This window comes from Comamonas piscis (assembly GCF_014109725.1).
GTDB classification, from domain to species: domain Bacteria; phylum Pseudomonadota; class Gammaproteobacteria; order Burkholderiales; family Burkholderiaceae_C; genus Comamonas; species Comamonas piscis.
Window position 1 is genome coordinate 2,496,494 of sequence record NZ_CP058554.1, and the last position, 17,367, is coordinate 2,513,860.

17 protein-coding genes are annotated in these 17,367 nt (G+C 60.7%); 8 read left to right on the forward strand and 9 right to left on the reverse strand.

Annotation, left to right across the window (positions count from 1 at the left end):
- Positions 1 to 9: 9 nt before the first annotated feature.
- The 5 genes from HS961_RS11100 to HS961_RS11120 form a co-directional block, all read right to left on the reverse strand.
- Positions 10 to 195, reverse strand: coding sequence for a hypothetical protein (locus HS961_RS11100; protein WP_182327893.1), 186 nt, complete (start codon positions 193 to 195; stop codon positions 10 to 12).
- Positions 196 to 528: 333 nt separating this feature from the next.
- Positions 529 to 2,409 (reverse strand): PepSY-associated TM helix domain-containing protein, encoded by a 1,881-nt coding sequence (locus HS961_RS11105; protein ID WP_182327895.1) that lies wholly within the window; start codon positions 2,407 to 2,409, stop codon positions 529 to 531.
- 16 nt (positions 2,410 to 2,425) lie between these two features.
- Complete coding sequence (locus tag HS961_RS11110) at positions 2,426 to 4,900, reverse strand: TonB-dependent siderophore receptor (protein ID WP_238347892.1); 2,475 nt, start codon at positions 4,898 to 4,900, stop codon at positions 2,426 to 2,428.
- A 157-nt stretch (positions 4,901 to 5,057) separates the two neighbouring features.
- Complete coding sequence (locus HS961_RS11115) at positions 5,058 to 6,071, reverse strand: FecR family protein (protein ID WP_182327897.1); 1,014 nt, start codon at positions 6,069 to 6,071, stop codon at positions 5,058 to 5,060.
- Positions 6,068 to 6,634 (reverse strand): sigma-70 family RNA polymerase sigma factor, encoded by a 567-nt coding sequence (locus HS961_RS11120; RefSeq protein ID WP_182327899.1) that lies wholly within the window; start codon positions 6,632 to 6,634, stop codon positions 6,068 to 6,070. Before HS961_RS11120 ends, HS961_RS11115 begins: the two co-directional genes overlap by 4 nt.
- Before the next feature lie 246 nt (positions 6,635 to 6,880).
- Between HS961_RS11120 and HS961_RS11125 the strand changes: the two genes are divergently transcribed.
- The gene (locus tag HS961_RS11125) at positions 6,881 to 7,093 is read left to right on the forward strand and encodes a TOBE domain-containing protein (protein ID WP_182327900.1); all 213 of its coding nucleotides are present in this window, start codon (positions 6,881 to 6,883) and stop codon (positions 7,091 to 7,093) included.
- Between the two features lie 192 nt (positions 7,094 to 7,285).
- On the opposite strand, the gene HS961_RS11130 is transcribed toward HS961_RS11125, so the two are convergent.
- Both HS961_RS11130 and HS961_RS11135 read right to left on the reverse strand, forming a co-directional pair.
- Entirely contained in the window at positions 7,286 to 8,272 is a 987-nt protein-coding gene (locus tag HS961_RS11130) for a hypothetical protein (RefSeq protein WP_182327902.1), read from the reverse strand.
- Between the two features lie 229 nt (positions 8,273 to 8,501).
- On the reverse strand, positions 8,502 to 8,873 hold the full coding sequence (locus HS961_RS11135; RefSeq protein ID WP_182327904.1) for a DUF6678 family protein: 372 nt from the start codon (positions 8,871 to 8,873) through the stop codon (positions 8,502 to 8,504).
- A gap of 455 nt (positions 8,874 to 9,328) precedes the next feature.
- Between HS961_RS11135 and HS961_RS23775 the strand changes: the two genes are divergently transcribed.
- The 5 genes from HS961_RS23775 (at position 9,329) to HS961_RS11160 (ending at position 13,139) form a co-directional block, all read left to right on the forward strand.
- Positions 9,329 to 9,568, forward strand: coding sequence for a GNAT family N-acetyltransferase (locus tag HS961_RS23775; RefSeq protein ID WP_182327906.1), 240 nt, complete (start codon positions 9,329 to 9,331; stop codon positions 9,566 to 9,568).
- Positions 9,569 to 9,934: 366 nt separating this feature from the next.
- Positions 9,935 to 10,264, forward strand: a complete 330-nt coding sequence (locus HS961_RS11145) for a hypothetical protein (protein WP_182327908.1) — start codon at positions 9,935 to 9,937, stop codon at positions 10,262 to 10,264.
- A gap of 382 nt (positions 10,265 to 10,646) precedes the next feature.
- On the forward strand, positions 10,647 to 11,510 hold the full coding sequence (locus HS961_RS11150; RefSeq protein ID WP_182327910.1) for a hypothetical protein: 864 nt from the start codon (positions 10,647 to 10,649) through the stop codon (positions 11,508 to 11,510).
- Positions 11,511 to 11,882: 372 nt separating this feature from the next.
- The gene (locus HS961_RS11155; RefSeq protein WP_182327912.1) at positions 11,883 to 12,269 is read left to right on the forward strand and encodes a hypothetical protein; all 387 of its coding nucleotides are present in this window, start codon (positions 11,883 to 11,885) and stop codon (positions 12,267 to 12,269) included.
- Positions 12,270 to 12,392: 123 nt separating this feature from the next.
- Complete coding sequence (locus HS961_RS11160; RefSeq protein ID WP_182327914.1) at positions 12,393 to 13,139, forward strand: sulfite exporter TauE/SafE family protein; 747 nt, start codon at positions 12,393 to 12,395, stop codon at positions 13,137 to 13,139.
- A gap of 24 nt (positions 13,140 to 13,163) precedes the next feature.
- Here HS961_RS11160 and tsaA read toward each other — a convergent pair whose 3' ends face one another.
- Positions 13,164 to 13,646 carry a tRNA (N6-threonylcarbamoyladenosine(37)-N6)-methyltransferase TrmO gene (gene tsaA / locus HS961_RS11165; protein WP_182327916.1) on the reverse strand — a complete coding sequence of 161 codons (483 nt, stop codon included), beginning with the start codon at positions 13,644 to 13,646 and terminating at the stop codon, positions 13,164 to 13,166.
- Between the two features lie 184 nt (positions 13,647 to 13,830).
- Here tsaA and HS961_RS11170 point away from each other — a divergent pair, with 184 nt between their 5' ends.
- Together HS961_RS11170 and HS961_RS11175 are read left to right on the forward strand one after the other, a co-directional pair.
- Positions 13,831 to 14,778, forward strand: a complete 948-nt coding sequence (locus tag HS961_RS11170; protein ID WP_182327918.1) for a hypothetical protein — start codon at positions 13,831 to 13,833, stop codon at positions 14,776 to 14,778.
- 221 nt (positions 14,779 to 14,999) lie between these two features.
- Positions 15,000 to 15,371, forward strand: a complete 372-nt coding sequence (locus tag HS961_RS11175) for a response regulator (RefSeq protein WP_238347894.1) — start codon at positions 15,000 to 15,002, stop codon at positions 15,369 to 15,371.
- 6 nt (positions 15,372 to 15,377) lie between these two features.
- On the opposite strand, the gene HS961_RS11180 is transcribed toward HS961_RS11175, so the two are convergent.
- The gene (locus HS961_RS11180) at positions 15,378 to 17,366 is read right to left on the reverse strand and encodes a response regulator (RefSeq protein ID WP_182327919.1); all 1,989 of its coding nucleotides are present in this window, start codon (positions 17,364 to 17,366) and stop codon (positions 15,378 to 15,380) included.
- Between the last annotated feature and the right edge of the window lies 1 nt (position 17,367).

Genomic DNA, 17,367 nt, shown 5'->3' on the forward strand with positions numbered 1-17,367 from the left:
CGGCGGGCATCAGGGCTCGGCACTAGCAGACACGAGCGCGATCAGCGCCAGCGCTGCCGCGCTGAGGCCGGCGATACCCGCCACGGTGAGCAGCGCCCGGTAATCCCGGCGCTCGATGCGCCCGGCGCGGCCTTGCCAGGCGGCTATCAGCAGCGATGCGGTCCACAGCGCAAGGGCGATGGAGGCGTGCTTCATGGCGCGGCCCTCGGGTTGGGGCGCGGAAAAGCGCGCAGGCCCAACGCTCTGCGAGAGAGGGCAGAAGCGGCGGCTGAAAAATAGGGAGAGGGAGGAGACACCACAGGGACCTTTCTGGGAAAAATGCCGCAGGAAGGCCCTTGAAAATACAAATGCCGCCCGTGCGGCGGCATCGTTTCAAATGGGAATAGGAAATCGTGCCGCGCTTAGGAAGCGAGGCGGTACAGCACTGCGAAGGCGTACGAGATGATGACCATAGGGGGCGGATTATAGCGAGGGTTCTGCGAGATGCAAGCCGTTGTGCGCATGCGCCTGGCGGTGCCGGCCAAGCCGCTACAGCAGCACCAGCGCTGAGCCCAAGGCCACGGCCGCCAGGCCCAGCCAGGCATGGCTGGCGCTGCGCAGGCTGAACACCCATAGCGCCGCGACGGCATAGAACACAAAGCCCAGCAAGCTGGCGGCCAGCACCCCTTCTGCCGCCGACAGACCACTGATGCGGGGCAAGAGCACCGCTACGGCGGCAGCAAGCAAGCTGGCGACGCCATAGCCGCCCAGGCAGGCGGCCAGCACGCGGCTGCTGACTTGCAGGCGGTAGCGCAGGCCAACCGTGGGTGCCTTGGCACCCTTTGCCGGCTTTGTGGTGGTGGCTTGGGCTTGCCAGGCCCGCTGCAGCTTCCAGGCCATGCCGACCAGCACCAGCCCGAACGCGATGGCGACCAGCTCCACACTGGCGCTTTGCCAGTCGCCCACCCGAGCATACTGCCAAACGCTCAGGCCCGTGCTGGCCAGGTTCAGCAGCGGCAGCAGCAGGCACAGCGCGCCTGCCAGTGCCAGCTGCTCCACCCAGGCACGCGCCGGGGGCCGGCAGGCGGCATACAGCCCGCTGGCCGCCCAGATCAGCAGAAAGCCGCGAATCTCCCACAGCTCGCGCCCCGGCATGGCGGCCGGCAGCAGGCGGTTGAGCCAGAAGTAGCCAATGCTGGCCAGCGCGATGCCGGCCAAGGCGGCCACGTTCAGGCTCTCGACCACGCGGTAGATGCTGGCCGTGGCGGCGCCAAACTCCATCGCTGACTTTTTGCGGCGCTTGACCATGAAGAGCACGGTGCCAGTGGCCATCATCGCGGTGCCCATCAGTCCGAAGACAAAGTACATCCAGCGCAGGGTCCAGCCGCCAAAGCTGGCCACATGCAGCGCTTCCAGCACCGGGTGGATCTGGCCGCTGTGGGTGGGGGCCTGGGGATCGGGGTTGCGCAGCTGCAGCACGGCGCCCGTCACGCCGTCAAAGCTGACCTGACCGGCCTGGTTGAGGATGGTCTGGCTGTCCTCCGGCGCCTGGTTGAAGACGCGCACGGTCATCGAGGCATCGCCAGGCCGCTCGATAAACAGCATGCGCGGGCTGCGTCCGGTCAGCTGGCGCGCTTGGTCCAGCAGCTGTGCCAGATCCTGCATCGCTGCGGGCTGGCCCTGCAGGCTGCGGCGTGGCGCTGCGGCCTCGGACGAGAGCTCCCCCTGGTAGCGCGCCTGGGCCTGGGGGCTGTCGCCATACACCGCGCGCAGCGGCCAGGGTATGTAGCTGCTGTAGAAGTAGGCCAGGCCGGTGTAGGCAATCATGAACAAAAAGGGCAGCGCCAGCACGCCGGTCGCGTTGTGCGCATCCAGCCAGGAGCGCTGGCCCTTGCCCAGGCGCAGGGTAAAAAAGTCGGCAAAGATGCGGCGGTGCACGACCACGCCGGAAACCAGTGCGACCAGCATGCACATGGCCATAAAGCCCACCACCCAAAAGCCGATGGTGCCCGCATGCAGGCTGTAGTGAAAGCTCATGAAATGGCGGCCGCCCTCCGTCTTGCGGCCCCAGGGCTGGGGCAGCAGGGCGCCGGTGGCCGGGTCCATCGCGGCGGTTTGCAGGCCGCCGCGCTGGGCGCCTGCCGGTTGCCAGGCGAGCAGCAAGGCATCGCCCGCTTGCTGGGGCAGCTCGATACGCCAGAAGCGCGCGCCTGCGGCCTTGCTGGCCAGGTAAGTGGCCGCAGCATCCAGCGCCAGCTGGCTCTGGGCTGCGGCGGCCTGCACCGGCGGCTGGGCCTGCATCCAGCGCGTGATGGGCGCGCGGAACACGCTCAAGGTGCCGGTCAGAAAGATCGCGCACAGCAGCCAGCCGCTGACCAGGCCGCACCAGGTGTGCAGCCAGGCCATGCGCTTGCGAAACTCGCCTTCCATGTGCAGCGCTGGGCGCTTAGAAGGAGCCGCGCAGGGTCAGCATCGCATTGCGCGGTTCGCCATAGTGGCTGCTGTTGACCAGGTTGCCGATGGATGAGTAGTAGCGCTTGTTGAACATGTTGTTGAAGTTCAGGCTCAGCTGCCAATGCGGGTCGATCTGGTAGCGCACATAGCTGCTCCAGACGGCGCGACCCGGCGCATTGAGGCTGATCGCACCGATCTTGCGGTAGGAGGCGCTTTGGGTGTTGACGCCGCCGCCAATGGTGAGCGCGTTCCAGTCGCCGGGCAGGCGGTAGGTGGTCCACAGGCGCAGCAGGTGCTTGGGCGTGTAGCTGTTGAAGTCCAGCCCTTCGTTGTTCACGTCGCGCTTGTAGGCATTGCGGTTGAAGGTGTAGCCGGCAAACAGGTTCCAGCCCCGGGTCAGCTCGCCGCTGATCTCGGCATCAAAGCCTTGGCTGCGTACGCGGCCTTGGTCGGTGTAGCAGTAGTAGCCGTCGCGGCAATCGGGGCCGGAGGCAATGTCTTCGGTGGCTCGGTTCTTCTGGTCGACGCGGTACAGCGCGAACGAGGTATTGGCCCGGCCGCCCAGGATTTCTCCTTTGAGGCCCAGCTCATAGGTTGCACCCTGGATGGGTTTGAGGTTCTCGCCCGCTGCATTTAGCGACCACTGAGGGTTGAAGATATCGGCATAGCTGGCGTAGGCCGACCATTGCGGGTTGAGGGCATAGATCAGGCCGGCAAACGGCATAAATTTGGTGTTGGCCTGGTGCGTGGATGAGGCGACCACGTCGCCGGCAGTGCTGGTGATCGTGTCGAAATCCGTCTTGTAATTGCCCAGGCGGCCACCCAGCACCAGCTTGAGCGGGTCGGTCACTTGCAGGCGCAGGGCACCGTAGGCGCCAATCTGGCGCGTCTTGCCCAAGGTGCGCTCGGTGTTCGCGTAGCGCAATGTGTCATTGCTCGGCTCGGGGCGGAACGGGTCTGGGTCAAACACGTTGATCGGTGTGGGCGGGTTCATCGAGCTGTAGTCGCTGGTGACCCGGCCCTGGCTGTAGCTGCTGCCCAGCACCAGTTGGTGCTCCCGCCCGAACGCGTTGAAGTCGCCGACCAGGCTGGCATCCAGGCCCGACGCACGCTGGTTGGCCTGGGTCAGGTTGGCAACGGTGCCGCCCAGGCCCGTGGCCGCAGCCACCGCGCGCTGGGACGAGGCGTACTTCATGTCCAGCGCTTCCTTCACATGCAGAGCCGATACCTTGGCGCGCCATTGGCTGTTGAACTCGTGGTTCAGGTCGGCGTACAGCGTTTGGGTGTTGTTGTCCTGGTGGTTCCAGCTGGCGCCCAGGAAGGTGGAGCGGGGCAGCGCGATATCGCGGCCATCGCTGTAGTGCGGCAGGCCCGAGATAAAGGGCCGGCCTTTGAAGGATTCGTAGCTGGCACCTACGCTGACCTGGGTCTGGGGCGAGATGTCGTATTCCAGGGTGCCGTACAAGGTGCCATTGCGCTGGTTGGTGTAGTCGATGAAGGAGTGCTGGTCTTCCACATCGATCACCGCGCGTCCGCGCAAGGTCCCTTCGGCATTCAGCGCGCCGCTGCCATCGATTTGCGCGCCATAGCGGTCCCAGGAACCGGCCTTGGCGGTGACGGTGACACCGCCTTCCTTGAGCGGGCGCTTGCGCACCAGGTTGACGGCGCCGCTCGGGTCGCCCCCGCCTTGCAGCAGGCCGGCCGAGCCGCGCAGTACTTCGGCGCGGTCATAAATGGCCGTGCCGCCCTGGTAGTTGCTGGCGCGGCCGTAGAGGCGTTGCACATTGACCCCGTCGTACTGGATGGTGGCCATGCTGAAGCCGCGCGAGTAGATGTACTTGCCGCCCTGCGGGCTTTGCAGCAGGGTGATGCCGGTGGTGCTGCCCAGCGCCTCGTAGACCGAGGTGGCGTTTTGCTCATCCATCAGCTGGCGGGTGACTACGCTGATGGACTGGGGGATGTCCTTGAGGGCCTGCTCACCTTTGCCGATGGTGACGGCACGCGGCGTGTAGGCACCGGTCTGCTCGGTGGTGGCGCTGCGGATGGCCGGCGCGGTCACGCGGATCTCGTTGAGGGTCAGGCCAGCGGCGGCGGCTTCGCTGCTGACCGGCGTGGCGCCGGCCTTGGGCGCGGCGCGCAGTGCCCAGGTGCTGCCGTCGATCTTGACCAACTCCAGCCCGCTGCCAGCCAGCGCGGCGCGCGCGGCGTCTTCAGGGGCATAGCTGCCGCGCAGTGCAGGCGCCGTGAGGCCTTGCACCAGGCTGGCATCCATGCTGATCTGCTGGCCGCTTTGCGAGGCAATGCGGGCCAGCGTGCTGCCCAGCGGCTGGGCGGGCAGGTCATAACTTTGGACGGCGGCCGGGTTGCTGGTTTGGGCCTGGGCAGGCAAGCTGCAGGCGATGGCGGCGGCTAGTGCGAGTGCGCCCATATGCGCAGTGGGCAGGGCGGGCGAGCGGCGGAGTGGCATAGGATCCTTGGAAGGGCAGATAGAAAAATCGAGGTTTCCAAGGTATGTAGAGCGAGCACCAAAAAGTGTTCATTTATTTTTGCGAGGCGGGGGCTAATGTGGGGCCGATGCGCTGCTGCGCGGTGCCAGAAGGGCTGCCGGGACGAGGCCGGGCGTCTCAGGCGGCTTCGATCACGACCAGCCAGCCGCGCTGGTAAACGCGCACTGTGATGGGCAAGGTTGCCGCCAGCGCATCAAAGGCGCGGTCGCTGTCGTCCAGCGCATAGTTGCCATACACCCGCAGCGCAGCGGCCTGGGGGCTGATGCGGATAAAACCCCGGCGGTAGGCGCGCAGCGCCTGCACCACCTCGCCCAGCGGCTGGTTGTGCACCTCCAGCATGCCGCGCTGCCAGGCGGCCTCTGCCTGGGGTTGGATGTCTTCGGCTTCGATGGACAAGGTATCAAAGCGCGCGCTGCGGCCTTCTTCCAGCACCTGGCTGGCACCGGCCACGGTGGTCAGGCGTGTGGCGTGCTCCAGCATGCCGACGCGGGTGTAGCGGGTGGTAGCGTCTTCCAGCCGCACAGAAAAGCGGGTGCCCAGCGCCTGGATGCTGCCATGCGGGCTCAGCACCTCAAACGGCGGCAGGCCGTTGCTGGCGGTCTTGGCCTGCACCAGCAGCGCACCCTGGCGCAGCTTGACCCGGCGGCGGTCTGGGCCAAAGTCCAGGTCCACGGCCGATCGGGCATCCAACAGCAACTCACTGCCATCGGGCAGGGTAAAGCTCTGGCGCTCCCCAGTGCCGGTGCGCAGGTCGGCCGTCATCTGGCGCCAGGGCATCTGGCGGTCGGCCAGCAGCAGGGCACCGGTGGCGACACCTCCCACAGCCAATGCGCCGCCCAGCAAGCGCCGCCGGTCATGGCCCCGGCGCTGGGCATGCGCGAGCGCCTGGCCCATCACATCGCCCATCGGGGCAGTGGGCTTGGGTGTAACCACGGCGCGGGCAGCACCAAACTGCGCATGCAGGCTGCCGCTCAGCCGCTGCCAAACTGCCTGGTGCTGGGGATGCGCGGCAAGCCAGGCCCGGTGGCGGGCCTGGTCGGCCTCAGTCATCTCGCCAGAGTGGAACTGCACCAGCCAGTCTACGGCGGCTTCGCTGATGGGATCCAGCGCGGGTTCGGGGCGGGCGCTCATCCTGCGTTTAGGCTTTCCGCCAAGGCGGGTGCTGCGCTGCGCACCGGGGCAGCAATGCCGGCATCCTGCCGGGCCAAGGCCAGTGCAATGCGCCGAAAGCCTTCGGCCATATGGCGGCGCACGGTGCTGTGCGAGATGCCCAGGCGTTCTGCAATCGCTTCATAGCCCAGGCCATCGAGCTGGCTCAGCAAAAAGGCCTGCTGGGCCGGTAGCGGCAGGCCGTCGAGCGCATTGGCCACATGGGCCAGGGTTTCCTGCAATACCGCCAGCTCTTCGGGCGATGGCATCAGCGGCTCGGGCTGGGCGCCCAGCGCTTCGAGGTAGCTGCGCTCCAGATCACGGCGGCGCCAGTGGTTGATCAGCAGCCGCTTGGCAATTGTCGTCAAAAACGCCCGGGGCTCACGGATCGCATCGGGCGGTGTCGCACTGCTCAGCACGCAGACAAAGGTATCGGCCGCCATGTCCTGCGCATCGGCTGCATTGCCAAGCCGGTGCTGCAAGCGCTGCTGCAGCCATTGGTGGTGGCCGGTATAGAGAAGCTGAACGTCGGGAATGGCAGGCATGGGAGGCGAAACAAAACGGGCGGCAGGCCGATGCATTTGAGAATTATTCGCATTTTATGACTGTTTCCAGATGTTTAAAGCGCCGCCCTTGCAACTGTGGCGTTATTGCGCCATGGCCTGGTTTTGCCGATCACCGTAGCGGCTTTGATCTGCTTGTTGGGTGGTGCGCTAAAAGCAGCCAGAATAGAGCACTTGTTTCTCTCGCGGCTCCCGAGCCGAGTTCCCCACCCTTATCCAGGATCCCCCATGAAAATCAGCGCACGCAATGTCTTGAGCGGCACCGTCATCTCCCTCACCCGTGGCCCCGTCTCGACCGAAGTCGTTTTGGAAATCGCACCCGGCGTGCAGATCGCCTCCAGCATCACCACCAACTCGGCCGATTCGCTCAATTTAAAAGAGGGCGCCAAGGCCTATGGCGTTATCAAAGCTTCGTCGGTGATGATTGGCGTGGATGAGTGATAGGTTTTTGACTGGGGTCCAAGGACGCTGTGCGTTGGCGCTTTCTACAGCCTGCTGGCCATAGCGAACGGGACTCTCTTGGCGATGCCCCGAAGAAATCGGTGCAGCCGTGGCCGACTGGGTACGCCAACTAAAGCAGTCCTTGGGTGCGATATGAGCGCAGTTTTGTCCACTGGACTGCTTGGCTCGGGATTACTCGTTGAACGTCCGCGAGCTGCCGTCTTGGTAGAGGATGCTGTTGACGCGAAACTTCAGCTTCATGTTGTCCTTGTCCGTGTTTCTCGCCCATTGGTGGGATTCAATAAATTGGTTGAATCGGAATCCGTATCCCTTCTCGACGTGCTCGGTTCCTGGAATGACGGGTTTTTCAATCGTCCAGTTGACCGCGAATTTCTGCTCGCCAAATAGATCGGTCAAGATCAGAACACCTTTGATGGCTCTCGCAGGCTTATCAAGGCCGTTCGGGTTGAACACAACATCGAAAAACACGTAATCCTGGTAGTCCTGCTTGGCGTATTTCTTCTGCAGAAGCTTGGCTTCCAGGATTTGCTCAGACAAGTCCTTATCGGCGAGGATGGGTGCTGTTTCGGGCAATCCAGCTCTGGACGCTGTTTCTGAGCTTGGGCTGCTGACGTTGGTGCTTGATGCCGCTGGCTGTGGCGATGCCAGCCCATATTTAGCCACCAGGTATTGTTGGCGCAGCAGCGCAAGGCTGTTGCGCTCTGTAGCCGCACCTATGACGGCCATGGTTCCTGCAAGGCCACCCGAGTTGAGCCTTGCTTTGGCCTCCGCCTCTGACACCTTGAGATCCTGCTTGGTCATCTCCTCTTGCAGCATTTTTGCGCGATCGGGATCCGCCTTGGTAGCAAAGGTCTCAACGGTCACCTTAGCTCCCGATTCAATCGCGTGGATACGTTGCTGAAGCAGGGCTTCGTTGGTTTTGAGCGTTTCCAGGCGCAGTGCCATCTGTGCCTTTACCAGCCCACCGCTGTACTTGGCATTTTGCAATTCTGTCGCCGAGACTTCCTTCTGGGTTGTATCAAGCTCAGTACGCAGCGCCAGTACCTGAGCCTGCTCTTCCGAACTGAGACTTTTCTTGCAGCCCACCAATGCCAGACAGATGCAAAGCACGCACACGGATAGCCTAGATTTCATGTCACCCCTCACTTTTAACTTCATTGACTAATAACCTGCCGGTGCGCCTTAAGCGTTTACCTGGCGTCAGATGACAAACAACAAGCGGTTGTCGATCCTATAAAAATGAATCTATCTGTAAAAATGTAAGTAAACAATCGCAAGGCTATTTTTGGACTTTTAAAGATTTCAGCAATTCAGTCTGCATTGACCTCATAAGGCGATGATTGAATGGCCGCTGCTGGCTGATCCGGTGCTGGATTCTCGTCGCTAGTTAGACCCATTGAGGTTGCAGTCCTGGGCGCGTATAGCCCCAGACCCGCACAATGCCTTCTTCCACCGAGAAAGGGATGCTATTGCGCCGCAATGCCTCATGCAGCCAGGCAGGAGATGCGGTTTTCAGCTCCAGCCACTCCAGTTCTTCCACCGGATGGATGTGGTAATAAAACTCGCTGTCCCAGTCGCTGCAAAAGCCAGGCGGTGCAAACACGCTGCGCGCCCGAAAGCGGGGGTGCTCCACCCTCGGAGCTGCGAGCATCTCGCTGCGCAGCTCTGCCCATTTGCTGTGGTTGAGCACTGGGTGCAGATCTCCGCGTTTGACCATGGCCGCTAGGCGCTTTTTGTCTGCCTCATCGAGGCGGGGCATGTTTTTGGGCCCCCATCCATATATATGTTCAACGGTCACGGCAGCTCCTTGTTTTCAACGTTGATGACGGGCTATTTGCCGCTTTGCTTGGGGAATGTAGCTTCAATAACGGCATGGGGGTGGAAGTCATGGGCGGGGGGGATGATGCCAAGCCAGATCTCGCTCAGCGCAGCGCTGGTGCAAGATGCAGGGAGCAGGCATCATCGCTTGGATATTTGCAAAGTCTTCAACCGCACATGCTAGCCGCCCCCGACATCCTGTTTCGCACCGCTTTAGTAGCCGATCTGCCGCAACTCTATGCCTGTGACCCCTACGCACAGGCGCATGAGAGCCGCAGGGTGGAGCTGCAACGCATGGTCCAGCAAGCTGTGTGCAGGGGGGCGGTGGCGGATGGCCATGTGCTTGGGTTTGCCGTGTTGGACTAGCACTTCTTTGGCCACGGCTTTGTATCTCTGGTGTGCGTTGCGGCAGCCCACCGTGGCCAAGGCCTGGCCCTGTCTTTGCTCATGGAGCTTGCGCAGCGATGCACGACGCAGAAGTTGTTCAGCAGTACCAATGTCTCCAATGCCCCAGCGCAGCGCCTCTTTGCACGCGCTGGCTTTGTGCCAAGCGGCATCGTGGAAAACCTCGATCCGGGCGACCCGGAACTTATCTTCTTCAAAGCATTGCAAAAAGACGAGCCGCAGCATCGGTAGGTCTCATTGATCTTGCAAATTTTCTCACTACATGCAAATTGAGAACCGACACTCACCCTGCCTAGGAGTGCGAGCTGGCTGTCGGTTCTCCGTGAGTTTTAAATTTTTCTCATTGAAGTTTGAACTCGGGGCGCATTGAGCTCAGCCCGAGGGGGTGCCGGGGCGGCTTCCAGCCTGTCGCCGACCAGTGAGGCTGCTGTTGCGCCTGGTCAATTCGAAGTTAGGATGGCGGCCATCGGCTGTGGATTCAACTGATCGTTAGGCTACGACCCACATTGACGGCTTTGGGCTTGAGACTTTTGGGTTGGCCTAAAAAATTATCTTTAATAAGGTATCAGAGAGAGAGCGTCTATGCCAGGATTTATGATGAAAGAAGGACGTCACTATGTGTCCTATATAACAGGGCCTTCCCATGTCCTGCTAGGAATCAAGTTCACTTCGGCCCCAACAGAGCCGTTAATTATAAAAACTGCCAACACGAGCGGCTGTTCTCATGGTCACTTAGACGAGGCTAGAATTAAGGCTGCCGTCACTAATGGATTATCCAGCTTCAGAGAAGAGTTTGGAATCGATCTACATGCAGAAGAGATTGTGTATGTTGAAAATGACTCGCCTAGATATAATTTATTCACAGGCGTGGCATATCTACTTGCAAAACATTTGTCTGATGGTGGCGATTTTGATTCCATCAGTTAACACGCCGACTATGCCGGCCCGATAACGCGGATGCTTAACGTCAGCCATGCGCAGCTGGTGGAAGTGTGTAAAGCGTACTGGTGACGGTTCATCGTGAGATTTTAATCTCCGTACTAAAGTTTGAAGTCGGAGAAGTTTTGGAGGCTGCAAGAGGTAATGAAGCGAATGTTAGCTTGACGCCCGTCCGCGTAGCTGTAGATATGACCTTTGCAGCCCTGATCATTTCGAAGTTAGGATGACGAGTCAGGGCCACTACCGGTAGTTGAGCTCCAAAAATTTGGAGCCTCCACTTTGACTGCTAAATATCACCTCCTGAACATGTTGCAGGCCACCTATACTACTCCAGCGACCCAACGAAAACTAAGTGAATTGAGGAGTCAAAATGAAATTTGCGTTCCACGCTTTGATTGCCACGGTTATTGCAAACTCAGCCATGCCAGCCTTCGCGGCTTTGCCTGAACAAGGCTACTGGTCATTTGACAGTGAGCTCAACGGAAAACCAGGGCGCGGTCTCCAGATCGAACGCCAAGGCGGAGAGACCATCATTTTGTCGTACTACGGATATCGCCAAGATGGGTCGGCAACGTTTTACCAAGCCTCGGGGCAGCTTGCTAAGCAAGCGACATTCACTGCGGATCTTTACGAATACAAGAATGGGCCTGCTCTGGGTGGCCCTGTACAGAGTGGAGAAATATCTCAAAAGGTTGGCGTAGTTAATATAAAGTTTGACACAAGCCAATCGGGAACTATCCAGTTACCAGGTGAGTCAGAGTTATCCATTTCACGCTTCGTTTATGCAGATACGGAACGTCGGCTAAGCAATCAATTCTCTGTCTCATTTTTCGGGAAAGACAACTACTGGGGGCACCCCTTCAGTGCGAAATTGACCTTAAGGAGTACAGGGAAGAGGTTGGATGCGGCTTTAGCTTCTCCAGGCGGAGTTTTCTGTGAGTACAGCGGAAGTCTAGAGCGAGAGGGTTCCGCGTTTAATTCTGTGGGGCAAATCACCCCGTGCAACGAGTTTTTCGGAACGCCTGATCCCCTTACATATGGTCGATTTATGAACTTGAAAGTAAGCGATGACGGCATGCTTTCTGGAGTCTATCGATCTGGTCCTGATCAAAATGGTCCTTTTCGTGACTATCATGTATTGGGACTGTGCTACGGGCTTGAAGGAGCTGTAATAACGGGATCGCGTCCCCGCCCATGCACTTCTAAGTTCCTTGACCTTCAAGCTAGTGAATAAATTTTTCAATGAGCCTGGCCTTGTAGTGAACCGTCTGAGAGAGTTTCTGAACTCAGTTGAATCCGCAGTCGCAAGCCGCCATCGGAACGATCCCGGCCAACTGGCCAGGTGCGTAGGATCTTTGCAAGAGTGTGAGAATGGCTGCATCAACCGTTCTCACTGATTCTGCAAATGTCCTTGATCTACAAAGGCACGAATTTGCAAGATCAATGAAAACCTAGAGCATCCACCGACCCAATAGGCTGAATAGCCGGGCTTGAATGGCTGGCCCGCAAGGGCTGCAGCAGCAATGCAAAGTGACTGCATCGGTCTGCTGTGGCGGTGGCTTGGCTTACACTCATCCGCACCTTTTCCCTGCGAACTGCGACCCCCGTGACCACCCCACAACAGATTTCTGAAGCCGAACTGCGGACAACGGCGGCTAAGGCTGCCCATCACCCGCGTTGCGCGGATTGCGCCCCGTTGTGGCGACCGGGTTGGGAGTCCATTTCTGGCGCGGTGAGCATCGACCATCTTGAGCTGCTCGGCGCCTTGGGCACCGAGGAGTCGTGGGAGCGCTTGGACGAGTTCCATCCTGATGGAACCAATCTGTGGTCCCCGGATGCACCCATCGCTCTGGGTTGGCACCCCTATACGCGCAGCAGCTTGTGGCGATGCGCGCAGTGCTCTGGGGCGTTTCTGCGCTACACAGAGTACGGCGGCTATTACGTGGAAGAGCGCATACGGCCCTTGTTGGCGGATTTGATTGTGAATCCCTGAGTATCTTGGAAAGGTAGCAGGGCTGAATTAGCCATCCTCAGGTTTTGCCAGAGGATCGACTAAAAATTCCGAATTGTGCATCTGCAGCGAAATCATTCCAATAGAGCCCTCTAAAGGCGCTCTATGAATGATTCGATTTTCTTCTACGCATTGCTCACCGCCACCTTCCTCTTTGCAGGGATGGTCAAGGGCGTCACGGGAATGGGGCTGCCTACGGTCGCGATGGGGTTGCTGGGCATGGTGATGCCGCCGTCCATAGCGGCATCGATATTGCTGGTGCCATCGTTTGTGACCAATGTCTGGCAGCTCTTTTCTGGCGGCGCCATTGGCGGGCTGGTCCGCCGCCTCTGGCCCATGCTGGTCGTCATTGTGCTGGGGACGGTGGGAGGGTCGACACTCTTGGTGCGCATTGACCCGACCTGGTCAGGCTTTGCACTGGGCTCCGCGTTGATCGTCTACGCACTCTATGCGCTGTTTGCGCCGGCGCTGTCCATTCCGCGTTCGCTCGAAAAATGGCTGTCACCTGTGGTGGGGCTCATCACCGGCGTGGTGACGGGGGCGACCGGTGTTTTTGTGATGCCAGCCGTTCCTTATCTGGGGGCCTTGGGGCTGGAGAAGGATGAGCTGGTGCAGGCATTGGGGCTGTCTTTTACGGTCTCGACCATCGCGCTCGCCCTGGGTTTGCTGGCGAATGGTGCGTTTCGCTTGAACCAGTTGGGCCTATCTTCGCTGAGCGTACTACCTGCCTTGCTTGGCATGTGGCTCGGCTCCTTGATCAGGGCGCATATCAGCCCCAAGCGTTTTCGGCAGTGCTTCTTGATTTTCCTGGTGGTGCTGGGGGTGGAGCTGGCTTCGCGGCCTTTCCTGTAAATCGCCGAGACACGGCCCTAACTTTCATTTCATCCGGTCATCCGACACCGTCTCCGGCAGCCGCTGCAAGCCTTGCTGGAACCAGCCAATCCGCTCGGTCTGCCGCACATCCAGCGCAGGCACATAGGGCTTGATGTCCAGCACTGGCGTGCCATCGAGCATGTCGTTGCCGCTGAAGTGCAGCGCGCATCCCTCCACCCGCAGCAGGCGCACAATCGACAGCCCCAGCCGGTTGGGCCGGGCGGGGGAGCGGGTGGCGAAAACGCCATGGCTTTGGGTGTCCATGAAGGGCACGACTTCCAGCTTTTCGCTGGCCTGGTGCAGGTGGGTCAGCAAGATCAGGTAGTCGAAATGTTCGATATCGCGCAGCCCAGGCGCAAAGGCTTCGAACACCTCCACATGGCCGGTCACGTCGGCAGCGGCCACCGTCTGGATCGGCATGCCGGTGGTGAATGTGAAGGGGCTGTGGATGCGGCCGATGGGCTGCAAGCTGATGGTGTCTGGCATCTAGGGGCCTTGTAGGCAAGTAGAGGGTGGGATACGCTGCGCTGCCCATGCATGAACCAAGCAGCGGTGGCTAAGCCAGAATTTTGAATGGTCCTGCGGCTGCCGACTCCGACGCTAACCCTAAATTGGCATAGCGCTATTCCAAAATATAATAGCGGTTTATACACATAACGAGGAGAGGCCCATGCCAGCGATCACCACCTTCTTGCGCCGCCCGTCACGGGGATTTGGTATGCGCCGCATGCTGCTGGTCGGCCTGGCAGGCGCTGCAGTCACCTTGTCGGCTTGCGGAGGCGGTGGTAGCGATGCCGATCGGGGGCCGACCACCTTGTCGGTATCGGCTGATTTGAATGGCCTGTATTGGGACAAGAGCGAGAGCCGCCTGTTTGTGAGCGATGAGAAAGCCAACACCATCCGGGTATGGGAAGGTGGCACCCAGTTTGCGCAGTACGCAGCCTTGCCCACGGCACCGGCCAGCGGCTCGACCCTGGGCCAGGTCACGCGCGGCAAGGATGGCACCGTCTATGTGACGCGCTTTGGCTTTGGCACGGATGGCGCTGTGGCCGCCGTGCCCAAGAGCGGCACGGCCTACAACCTGACTGGTACTGACAGCCTGCGCCGCCGCATCGGCATCACGCCGACGCCCGATGGCTCGCTGCTGGATGGCTGGTTCATCAAGGGCGGCGCCGGTGCCGTGAGCGAGCTCAAGATCAGCGGCACCGCTGCCACCGAGACCGAGTTGATCACCGGCTTTGGCAAGCCGGTAGGGCTGGCGGTAGTGGGCGATGCGGTGTATGTGAGTGACCAGACCAGCGGCCAGGTGCTGTCCTTCTCGCTGGCCAAGCTGCGCGTTGCGCCTGCAACTGTTGCAGATGGCAAGCTGATTGCCACGTTCACGGCGGCAGACGGTATCGATTTGATGACTGCCGCCTCCGATGGAAACCTGTTCTTTGGTGGCTCGGGTGGCAAGCTGTTCCGCGTCAGCCCCAAGGGCGAGACCAGCGTTTTAGCCAGCGGCTGGCCCAAGATCCGCGGCGTCGCCTATGACGAGAAGAACCGCCGCCTGTTTGTGGGCGTGGTGGCCGCCGATGCAGCCAGCCAGTCGAGCGTGCGCATCGTGCCTATCGACTAAACATGTAGGAGGAGAAGGGAAGGCCAGGCTGGGGAAGCCTGGCCTTTTTTGTTGGGGCGCGCTGGATCGTTTGCTTCTATGTTGAACCAGGTATCGCCCCCGTCCCACACAGCAAACAGAAGCGTCTGGCAACGCCGCTGATGAGGCTTGGCAACAATATCTCAGCATGCCTGTGGGCATGCAGAGATTTGTATGAGAACCATCTTGTTGCAGCCGAAAAAATGATCACTTATCTGTACGTGGAGGATGACGAGGACATCCGTGAGGGTTTTATGGCCGTCATGGAGGCCCCGCACCGCCGAATCGTGGGGGTAGAGAGCGCAGAGGCAGCGCTGGCTATCAGCGACCCGCAAGGCTTTGATGTGCTGGTGACCGATGTGAGCCTGCCCGGACTATCCGGCACCGATTTGGCGCGGCAATGGCTTGCCGATGACAGCCAGCGCCATGTGCTGCTGATCTCAGGCTATGAGTTCAAGCAGGGGCTGGACAGCATCGGGCCCAACGTTCGGGCGCTGCTTAAAAGCTGCGAGCCCGAAGAGTTAGAAGAGATGCTGGAACGCATCGAAGGCATGCTGCCACCTCAGCCCATCTGAGCAGTGTTACCGGCCCCTGCCATCGCTGGGGCGACCGGGCACCAATGACTTGATCTGTGCCAGCAATTTTTGAGGCTGCAGCGGCTTGGCCAGGTGGATGTTGAAGCCAGCGGCCAGCGCGGCCTCGCGATCGGCCTCCCGGCCAAAGGCGGTCAAGGCAATGGCGGGTACCTGGGAAAAATGGGCTTGGGCTTGGCGGATATAGCGCATCAGCGCATAGCCATCCTTGCCGGGCAGGCCGATGTCGCTGACGAGGATGTCCGGTGCTTGCGCCTGCAGCGACGCCACGGCTGAGTCAAAATCCTCTGCCCTGGACACCGTAGCTCCCCGTTCCTGAAGAATCAGCACCAGCAGGTTGGCGACTTCTTCATCGTCTTCCACCACCAAAATCTTTGTTCCGCGCAGTTCTTCTGCGCCGCCATCCAGGGTTGGCGCCACCGCATCGGCGGGCGGATGTCCGTCTTCTGCATCGGGCCCCAAAGGCAAGCTGACGCGCACCAAGGTACCTGTGCCCAAGCCTTCGCTGGCGACTTGCACATTACCGCCATGCAAATCGACCAAGTGCTTGACGATCGACATGCCCAATCCCAAACCGCCTGAAGAGCGGCTGCCCGGGCTGGCCGCCTGGGTGAATTTTTCAAAAATGCGTTCCAGAAAGCCCGCTTCAATACCCTTGCCATGGTCGCGCACGCTGAGCATCAAATGGCTGTCTTCGACGACCAGCGTCACTTCCAGCAGGCCCGCTTCTGGGGAGAATTTCACGGCATTGCTCAGAATGTTCCAGAAGATCTGCTGGAACCGCGCCGGATCGACCAGCGCTTTGCGGCCTTGGGTGTCCAGCGCCACCTGCAGCACCAGCTTCTTGGCATCCATGGCGGCCTTCAGGGAATCCAGCGACGAGGTGATCAAGGTGGCGGGCTCGACCCATTCGCGCTCCAAGGTCAGCTTGCCGGAGTTGATGCGCGAGACATCCAGGATGTCGCTGATGATGCGGGCCTGGGTGCTGGCATTGCGCTTGATGGCATCGAGGTTCTTGGCAAACTCAGGCGGTGGCGATTTGCGCAGCACCTGGTGCACATTCATCATGATGGCGCTCAAAGGATTGCGCAGCTCATGCGATAGCACGGCAACAAAGTCATCTTTGGAGCGGCTGTAGCGCTCGGCCGTGGCACGCGCGGCCTGCTCGCGCTCCAGCAGCTGTTTACGCTCCAGCTCCAGCTGGATGCGGTTGGAGACATTGGCCACAGCTGCCACGCGCAGCTCGCCTTTGACCTTGGCGGCCATGCTCCATTCCACATGCAGCAGTTGGCCTTCCGCGCCCAGCAAGCTCACTTCTTCCCGCCACACTGCGTTTTTGCTTTGGGGCTGGCAGATCCCTTGGATGCGCTCTTCATGGCCGGGTGCCGCAAACACAGCTACCGTCTGGCCCAGTACCTGGGACGCGGGGCGGCCCAGCATCTCCAGCATGGCGGGGTTGGCATCCACAAAGCGTCCGTCGTCGTCAATCAGCGCGATGCCGCTTTGGGCTTGCTCGTAGATGGAGCGGAACTTGGCTTCGCTCTGGTGTACGCGCACCTCGGCCAGGCGTGCACGCACCAGTGCCTGGATGGTGGCGACCAGCATGGCCGGCTCGGCGGGGTGGGTCAGGTAGGCGTCGGCACCGGCATCCAGCCCGGCCACCTTGTCGGTATCGGCCACAAAGGCCGCCGACAGATGCACGATGGGCAAGGAGGTGGTTGGCGCGCGCTCACGGATCATGCGGCAGACCTCAAAGCCGCCAATATCGGGCAAATGCACATCCAGCACCACGGCGGAGATGTCGCCCATCGACATGTCCAACGCCTCCTGCCCGGTGCCCGCCTCCAGCGTTTTAAAGCCAGCCGCGCGCAGCGCGCGGGCTGTCGCATAGCAGGTGGCGGGGTTGTCATCGACCACCAGCACCGTGTGCTGGGAGCGGTCGATGCTGACATTGAGCCGGGCAGTGACTGTGGGCATG